This is a genomic window from Candidatus Aegiribacteria sp., assembly GCA_021108435.1.
Classification (GTDB): domain Bacteria; phylum Fermentibacterota; class Fermentibacteria; order Fermentibacterales; family JCC-6; genus Aegiribacteria.
In genome coordinates this window covers 41472-49889 of sequence record JAIOQY010000134.1, presented here as the reverse complement: position 1 = coordinate 49889, position 8418 = coordinate 41472, and the positions used below count along the sequence as shown (strand labels likewise).

8 protein-coding genes are annotated in these 8418 nt (G+C 47.4%); 3 read left to right on the top strand and 5 right to left on the bottom strand.

The features are described from left to right. From K8R76_07855 to K8R76_07835, 5 genes are all read right to left on the bottom strand, one after another. On the bottom strand, nt 1-2676 hold a 2676-nt coding region (locus tag K8R76_07855), incomplete at its 3' end, for a hypothetical protein (GenBank protein ID MCD4848088.1). Next, complete coding sequence (locus tag K8R76_07850) at nt 2673-3431, bottom strand: class I SAM-dependent methyltransferase (GenBank protein MCD4848087.1); 759 nt, start codon at nt 3429-3431, stop codon at nt 2673-2675. The genes K8R76_07850 and K8R76_07855, both read right to left, overlap by 4 nt. Then, nucleotides 3428-3865 (bottom strand): DUF523 domain-containing protein, encoded by a 438-nt coding sequence (locus tag K8R76_07845; protein ID MCD4848086.1) that lies wholly within the window; start codon nt 3863-3865, stop codon nt 3428-3430. Before K8R76_07845 ends, K8R76_07850 begins: the two co-directional genes overlap by 4 nt. After that, the gene (locus K8R76_07840) at nt 3849-4757 is read right to left on the bottom strand and encodes a M23 family metallopeptidase (protein ID MCD4848085.1); all 909 of its coding nucleotides are present in this window, start codon (nt 4755-4757) and stop codon (nt 3849-3851) included. Before K8R76_07840 ends, K8R76_07845 begins: the two co-directional genes overlap by 17 nt. A 17-nt stretch (nt 4758-4774) precedes the next feature. Continuing rightward, entirely contained in the window at nt 4775-5617 is an 843-nt protein-coding gene (locus tag K8R76_07835; GenBank protein ID MCD4848084.1) for an RNA polymerase sigma factor RpoD/SigA, read from the bottom strand. A gap of 261 nt (nt 5618-5878) precedes the next feature. On the opposite strand from K8R76_07835, the gene K8R76_07830 reads away from it, so the two are divergent. The 3 genes from K8R76_07830 to K8R76_07820 are packed head-to-tail and all read left to right on the top strand — an operon-like array spanning nt 5879 to nt 8417. Further along, nucleotides 5879-6877 (top strand): class I SAM-dependent methyltransferase, encoded by a 999-nt coding sequence (locus K8R76_07830; protein ID MCD4848083.1) that lies wholly within the window; start codon nt 5879-5881, stop codon nt 6875-6877. Next, nucleotides 6874-7839, top strand: a complete 966-nt coding sequence (locus K8R76_07825) for an NDP-sugar synthase (GenBank protein ID MCD4848082.1) — start codon at nt 6874-6876, stop codon at nt 7837-7839. Before K8R76_07830 ends, K8R76_07825 begins: the two co-directional genes overlap by 4 nt. A gap of 11 nt (nt 7840-7850) precedes the next feature. After that, nucleotides 7851-8417 carry an SIS domain-containing protein gene (locus tag K8R76_07820; GenBank protein ID MCD4848081.1) on the top strand — a complete coding sequence of 189 codons (567 nt, stop codon included), beginning with the start codon at nt 7851-7853 and terminating at the stop codon, nt 8415-8417. Nucleotide 8418 lies beyond the last annotated feature (1 nt).

Below are 8418 nucleotides of genomic sequence, written 5' to 3'. Positions count from 1 at the left end.
GCGTGAAAACATGTAAGCCGGGCGTCCCAGTTCTCGAATGATCTCATCGTGAGTATTGCCTCCACCGTTATCACGGATGTCTATAATCATTCCATCACGGTTCATACCTTCAGCGAACAGATCTATCAGGAAATCATCAACACTTCTGCTGCTCATGGATGGAATGTGCAGATAACCCACTCTCCCATCAGTCAGCCTTGCTACTTCCCTTCTGTTTTTCTCGATCCATTCGTCATACAGGAGATCTTCGATTCTCCAGATGGAAACCGGTTCAATGTCTATGTCGAGTGCTTCATTGTTTCTGAGCACATTAAACCCTGTCTCCCTGCCGCTTCTCTGAAGAAGCGCTCTGTAGAGATTGTCGTTTGCTCCCACTGGAAAACCTTGAATCGAGATAATGATATCACCCGGAAGAATAAGGGAACCATCCAGATCGGCAGGGGAATAGGGTATTACACTATCCACACGGATTCCATTACCGTTCCAGTCATAATCAGGGATTATACCCACTGAACCAGATCTTGGGGAAGAATCAAAATACCATGATCCGGATATACCAAGATGCGATGCGGAGAGTTCTCCGAGCATCCTTCTTACAACGTCATTGAAATCCTCGTTTATGATGCTTGATACGGCTCTTTCGCGATATTTGGAACGCATTGCGTTCCAGTCAACCTGATGCATATCAGGATCGTAGAAGTTATCTCTTAGAAGTCTCCATGCTTCATCGAATTTCTGCGCCTGAAGCAAAGGTATCGAACGCCAGACCGGCATTCTCCATCCAAATACTCCTCCTGCTCCGCCATTAACTGAGGTCGATCTTACAAGGCCGCCTATGGCGAGATAGTAAATCTCTTCATCGCTGGTAATCTGAATACCTTCGGGAGCTTCACCTGTCCATGTCAATCTCGTAAGTGACTCACCTTTCCAGTCAACTGTCCAGAGGTCCATTCTGTCGTTGCTGTCCCAGGCTGGAAAAGCTATTATTCTGCCGTCCGGCGAAGTTCCATAGAAATCGTAGGATCCTTTAACCGTACATAGAGTTTCCGTTCTTCTCTGAAGACCGTCCCATTCGATTTCCACTGTAACACGGTGATCGTCAAGAAGAGCTTCCCGCTCTTCATCGTCACAGTCCCAGTCCTCTCTTGTCAGCCAGACCTGCTTTATCGAGTAATTTCCATCATCCGTCCTGCTTGCGTACAGTATCCTCCGACCGTCTTCAGGCCAGAAAGGCTGAAAGTCATCGTTAGGATGACGGCTGATATTGAAGGGCTCACCGCCCCTGGAGGATACAATGAATATTTCCTCCCTGTGTGCGAGTACAGGCACACTGAAGGCAAGCCACATCCCGTCGGGTGACCAGGAGTGGTGGAAAATTTCCGAGATTCCGCAAAGTGTGATATCCTGTTCAGTTCTTATATCAATCACATGGAGCCTGCCCGGACCATCGAGATATGAGATTCTGTTTCCATCGGGTGACCAGACCGGTCTGGTGGCTACATCCGCGGAGGTTGAAAGGATATGAACATCCGGAAATGCCGAATCAAGCAGAATGGTATCCTGCAGTTCAGCATTCGCGAGTGCCAGCTCAATTAAACCATCATACTCGAGAGTGAAGGCCAGAGACATTCCATCGGGGCTCCAGGCTGGATGCCTGACTCTGGCGGAACCGGAATAAACCTCAATCATGTCTTCAAGGTTGTTGTCGGAAATTCGCCCTGCGAACAGGTCGCCAATTCCCACCACAGCCATCTGAATACCGGACGAGTCAACATCAAAGCAATCGGTCGAGTATCCAACCGTCTCTCCATACTGCATAGGAAAAGGGTAATCGGTATTTGAGTCAATATTGATTAAGGATACGGACCACCCGGGGACATTCATCGAGAACAGTCTGCCTTCATACTCGAAAACAACGATTCCGCCGGTTGAGCTTATAGCAGGATATGTGATATCTCCTTCGGAGAAAAATGTTCTTTGAAGCGGTTCTTCCCCCGGAAAAATACTCCAGATGGCGTTATGACCTGATGAATCTTCCATTACAAAGAGAATCTCACCTGTAATCGCGGAATACATGGGCCATTTTTCATCGAGTTCAGAATCGATCAGGATCTCCCATGTTTCTCCGGAGCCGATCCAGATATTCCTGGAGGCCGATCCGCTGTAGTGCTTTCGCCACCAGGGGGTAAATCCTCTTTCAATCGCTAACCCTCCGGGCAGCACACATGTATTCTGAGTCTCAACTCTGGCAACCGGTCGCGGAGTACCGCCTGAGACGGAAACCGAGTAAACCCAGTCATCTCCGCCTTCTCTTGACGAGAGGAAATAGATAGAGTCAGCTGATGAGTTCCAGCAGAGTACACGATCCTCACCGGCATGAAACGTCAGACGGGTTGATTGTCCTCCGGTGGCATTCATTACATATATATCTCCCCCGCCGGTTCTGTCACTGGTGAATGCGAGTCTTTCCCCGTCCGGAGAATAGCTGGGAGAAGTCTCAATACTCTCACCGGGAACAAGACATCTCATGGTTCCTCCGGTTAGCGGAGCTTCCCATATATCTCCTCTGAAGCAGAATGCAACGGTTTCACCGTCCGGAGATGGGCAGGGTTCTCTCAGATCGGACATCCCGCCTGAAAGCAGACTTAGAACCAGGAGACCCTTCATCAAAATCATGTATCGCTCCTCTCTGCCAGAATCAGAAGTCTTGGTGAATACCGTTTATCCCAGGGGGAGTAATCGTAATCCCCCCAGATCGATACTATATTCAATCCAGCTTCCCTGATGTCATGCAGAAATTCTCCCGCAGATATCAACGCGAGTTCAAGAACCATGGATGAAGTACCTTCAGGAACCGAACTTCCGGAGTATTCCATATCAAAGGATATAATTCCCTTTTCTCTGTCGTGACTTACAGTCTCCACAAGACGAAGTGAAAAGCCATCTTTCCGGTAATGATATCGCTCAACATTCTCTTCGTCTTCCCTGTCATCGAATCTGGGACATGTCTCGGCGAAGAACTTTCCCCGGGGATGAAGTACACGGGCAACTTCTGAGAGAAGGTTTCTCCGGTCATCTCTATCCAGAATGCAATGAATTCCATTGTATGGAAATAGAATGAAATCAAGGCTGGATTCCAGCAGTGGCAGCTGCTGTCCCAGTCCTCTTATACAACGGACTCTTTCGCGGTCATCGGGAGTCCAGAGTTCAAACATGGACGCTGACGGCTCAAGTCCTACTGTAAGTGAATCACTACCCAGAACACCGGCCAGTCTTCCGTCACCCGCTCCGATTTCCATGCAACTTCCCCGATGTCGTTTTCGCAACTCACCATAGAATTGAAGTTCACGATGATCGGGAGGAAATATCAGTTTCTCTTCAATTGAGAATAAAGGGCCGTACCGTTCCCAGAGATCTACTTCTGGTTTCAATCCGCAGGTTCCACACTGAAGCCTGCTCTGATCAATGCGGCCGCAGCAACCCCCGGCATTGATTTACCGTTTCGCAGCCCGCAGGAGGGACTTTTTTCCTTTAGATAGATAATAGATGGTTTGACTGCGTTCGCGAGTGAGACGGACAGAGAAGCGCCTTTTAGGAAGAAAGATGTTACCTTTCCGGGGACGTCGCGCAGAAGTACTTCCGCCTTGCCGTCAAGGACTGCGAAACCATCATCCCCTGTAATCTCCGCTGGTTCTCTCGGAGTAGTGAGACCGCCAAGTCTTTCAGGACAGAATGGAAGACATTTTCCGTTTCTGAGCATACGCACATATTTTTCAACAGGTTTGGATTTTCCGTCGTATCTGCACGGAATTCCGCATAGACAGGCACTGACAAGGATCGAATTACGGTCAGAATACCGCCGCATGGGGCCCTTCCCTTATTATATAATCCTCAGGGTCAACCTGTACTCCGTCTATCAGTACTTCGTAATGCAGATGCGGTGCGACAGACCTGCCTGTAGAACCAACCCTGGCAATAAGATCACCACGCATGACACGCTGACCAGCAACTGAACATAATGATGAACAATGAGCATATCTTGTTGAAACGTGCTCAGTATGCCTGACCACGATATTAAGTCCCCAGCCGCCTGTCCATCCACCGAAAATGACTACTCCATCCGCTGGAGCATATATGGGAGTGCCGCTGACACATGCCAGATCAATGCCCTTATGATATCGAACCGCACCTGTGAACGGATCAATCCTGGGACCGAAATCACTCACAAATATGCCGTCAACTGGCCAGATAGTAGGAATTTGAGCCAGTTCACTCTTTCTTTCAATGAAGAAGTTCACCAGTGAATCGTAGGCCATCAGTTCCGCGGAAGCCAGACGTTCAGCCAGAAGCACCTCCATTTCCAGATCGTCAATATATCTGAAAATATCATTTCCGGGAGGTTCTACAGGTGTGTCGTCTCTATGAAATAGTCCGGAAAAATCCAGATTCAGTCCGGCTCCAGCTACAAGAATCTGTTCCTCACGTATTAGTATTCTCTCAAAATCAAGCGTAAGATCTCTTACCCGTCTTGAGAGCTGATACACTTCTCCCCGAAGCAGGATAAGTTCCCTTTTGCTGTCAATAGAGACCTGATTCCTGCCATTTTCGCGGCCAATAATGAAAAACAGCGTCGCCAGTCCGGTAAGAAATAAAGCGGAAATGAGAATGAACAACCTGAATTTGACGCTCGTCAGATTGTAGGGTTTACTTCTTCTGCCGGATTTGTGCGGTATCCAGTGTATCGTACCTAAGGGCATCTTCTCAACCTTAATCGCTACTTCAGATAAAGAAGAAGGTTTTTATTATCTGATTTATCATTAAGCTTTGAGATAGCTCTGTTCTTGAGCTGACGAACCCTCTCCCTGCTGATACCCATGGTTCTGCCAATTTCAGCAAGTGTATGCCTTCGGTCTGTATTGATTCCAAAGAACAGCTGTATGATGGTTCTTTCGCGCTGGTCAAGGATATCAAGCATCCCGGCAACACTTCTCCTCATTGCGGAAAGCACCACTGCTTCATCGGGCGGGACATCATCATCGTTAGAGATCATTTCCTGGAAAGTCTTGTCGCTACCCTCATACACCGGACTGTCAAGTGATAAATGTGTGCTGTGAATGGACATCATACATTCTACGTCATCTCTGGATACATCCAGCTCATCCGCTATCTCATTTGTTGATGGATTTCTTCCAAGTGAATGTCCCAGTTCGCGCGCAGCCCGCCCCATCTTGTACAGCTCTCCTACTCGATTCAATGGCAGACGGACAATTCTCGATTGCTCTGCAAGTGCTTGCAGGATCGCCTGTCTGATCCACCAGACAGCATACGTAATGAAGCGGCAGCCCTTACTCTCATCAAATCCCTTGGCGGCCCTTATAAGCCCTACATTCCCCTCGTTTATCAGATCTTCCAGCGCAACACCCTGGTTCGCGTACTGTTTTGCAATGCTTACAACGAATCTGAGATTAGCCTCTGTCAGCTCGTTAAGAGCTTCCTGCTCACCTTTTCGGATCCGTTTTGCGAGCGATGCTTCCTCCGCGGATGATAGTGTTTCTTTACTTCCGATTTCTCTCAGGTATAGCTCAAGTGACCTGCCTTCTGTTCGCTTGGTCGCCAAAACATCCGCCTTTCAAATGAATAGATTCACATGTTATAATTAAGAATAAGCATTATGGTTCCCGTAACGTTTCAGAAATTTTGCGTAGGACCGTAATCTGTCAAGGGGTTGGAAATTGTCAACCCCTTCTCATGCAGGGTATTGTTATTCTTTATCATGCATGTTGTTCATCAAAATGATTTGCTGGATATTCGACGTTATTCTTATCCTGTCAAGTGTCACAGGGGTTGACGTGTCAAGTCCGCAGGAATACCGGTTCCGGTGCACCTGTTGAATTATGACAGCATATTCAGGCGTGAAAGAGGTATAATTCTGGATTGGAGCACTTTCCCGAGAGAAAAGACTGACTGCAAACTCTGTGGTTCGAATTGCTTTTCTCTTCTGAGTATCCAGATGACATGGCCTGTTGTCAGATGCAGGAACTGCGGATTTGTCTATCTGGCTGAACGTCCTTCAGAGGACGAACTTACAAAAATGTACAGCAAATCCTATTACGAAGATGGAGACGTGGGTTACAAGGGCTACGTCAATATTTTTGAGCAGTATCACGACACATTCCTCCGGATTTTCAGGCGCAGGCACCGCGATCTTATCAAACGCACAAGCGGAAGAAGACTGCTTGAGGTCGGGTGCGCATATGGATTTCTTCTTGACTTTCTCCGATCGAATGGCTGGGAAGTTACCGGTATTGAAATAAGCCCTCTTTCTTCGGCCCATTCGCGAGATCAATTAAATCTGAATGTCCATACCGGAAGTGTGGAATCCGTTACTTTGCCAGAAGGTTCTTTTGACGTAGTACTCCTTCTTGATGTACTCGAGCACCTTCACCGCCCATTCGATACTCTCCGGCGCATTCGATCACTTCTTGCTCCCGGCGGAATTCTTGTTGTTCAGTGTCCATGGGAACTCTTCCACTGGGAAGAAGTTGCCGAAGCCCGTTTGAAACGTATGAAGCCGGGTACGATAAAGCCGGACGCGGTTCCGGCACATCTATATTTCTTCCAGCCCTCATCGCTGGAAGGTTTTCTGCGAAAAGCAGGATTCAGTATCATCGGAAGACAATCAGGTAATTATGGGTCGATAAGAAGACTGGTTGACCCGCCGATCATTGGAAAAGGGAACATTATTGAGCGGTTCTTTCGCTATGTTTACTTTCGCCTGGGGCTTCAGCGCCTTCTGTACCTGATCGCCAGATTAACGGGTTTCGGAAACGGTATCATCAGATATGCTGTTCCATCACCGGATAACGCAGACCAATGAAAGCAATTGTCTTATGCGCTGGATCGGGAACCAGGCTCAGGCCTCTAACGGATGCAATTCCAAAACCTCTGATAGAAATCACAGGATTCGTTCTGCTTCATGACATTCTGCTTCATCTGACGCAGCTGGGAGTTACTGAAACAGTTGTTAACGGGTCCTGGAAGGCGGAAATGATCAGAGACTTCATTGCAGGCTCTGATCTCCCTCTTAAAACATCTTTTCAGCTTGAGGAGGAACCGCTTGGTACGGCAGGCGCGGTTCGAAGGGCTTTACCGCTTCTGGGAGACGAATTCCTTGTGGTTTATGGTGACAATCTGACAAGACAGCCTCTGGAATCTCTTTTCAAGGTTCACTCCAGATTGAATTCTGAAATCACAATCGCGCTATCTCCGACTGGTGATCCTTCAAGCAAAGGGATTGTCATTACCGGTCCTGACGGCAGAATTTCCCGTTTCCGAGAAAAACCTCCTCCTGAACTTGCTGAATCGAACATGGCTAATTCCGGGATATATATCTGCAGAAGTTCAGCTGTATCACATATCGAGGATGGCAGCTTCAGTGATTTCGGACTGGATGTATTTCCCGGATTACTCAGGGAGGGAAGAATTCTTGCCGCTGATACTCCAGGCGGGTATACAAGGGATATAGGGTCTCTGAAAAGCTACCTGATTGCCTGCCATGAAGTTCTTTCAGGTCAGGTGAAACCGTATATAAAACCTTCCTGCATAAAGAATGGGATTTTAATTGAAAACAGCCAGTCGTATGCGGAGATTGAGATCATGGGTACATTATGGGTGCAGGAAGGAGCAACTATCGAAAATGGATGCTGTCTTGAGAACTGTGTGGTGCTTTCCGGAGCGAAAGTCCGACACAACAGCTTTTTAAAAAACACTCTGGTTCTACCGGATTCTGATGTTGATGAAGGAACCAGAGCAACCGACAAATACCTGTCAATATTCTGATTGGAGACAGTATGCTGAAAGATATTGGAACCTACCTTGATCAGGTGAGCGCACTTGCTCTTAAAATACCTTCAGAGGACATCGAGAAGATTATTAAAACTCTTCTTAATACATACTATTCTGAAGGAAGAGTTTTTATTTTCGGTAATGGCGGCGGAGCATCTACATCCAGCCATTTTACATGTGATCTCGCGAAGGGAACCGTTACGCCTGATAAACCAAGATTCAAAGCAATATGCCTTTCCGACAATATACCGCTGATAACCGCATGGGCGAACGATACAGATTACACAAATACATTTGGAGAACAGCTGAAAAATCTGGTTGAAAAGGGTGATGCGGTCATCGGACTGTCTGGAAGCGGTATGAGCCCGAACGTGATAAACGCGTTCCGCATCGCGAACGACGAAGGCGCTGTTTCAATTCTGCTATCCGGTTTCGAAGGCGGAGAAGCTGTCAAGGTTGCTACAGAATCAATCATTGTACCCAGCGAAGATATGCAGCAGATCGAAGATGTTCATCTTATGCTGTGTCACATAATCTTCAGAATCATCCTAAAAAGAATAAGAGAAGGGTAAT

What these genes read in the sequence shown, in the direction of transcription:
- K8R76_07845 (MCD4848086.1), bottom strand. Translation starts at nt 3,865, where the DNA reads ATGCGGCGGTATTCTGACCGTAATTCGATCCTTGTCAGTGCCTGTCTA.
- K8R76_07840 (MCD4848085.1), bottom strand. Translation starts at nt 4,757, where the DNA reads ATGCCCTTAGGTACGATACACTGGATACCGCACAAATCCGGCAGAAGA.
- K8R76_07825 (MCD4848082.1), top strand. Translation starts at nt 6,874, where the DNA reads ATGAAAGCAATTGTCTTATGCGCTGGATCGGGAACCAGGCTCAGGCCT.
- K8R76_07820 (MCD4848081.1), top strand. Translation starts at nt 7,851, where the DNA reads ATGCTGAAAGATATTGGAACCTACCTTGATCAGGTGAGCGCACTTGCT.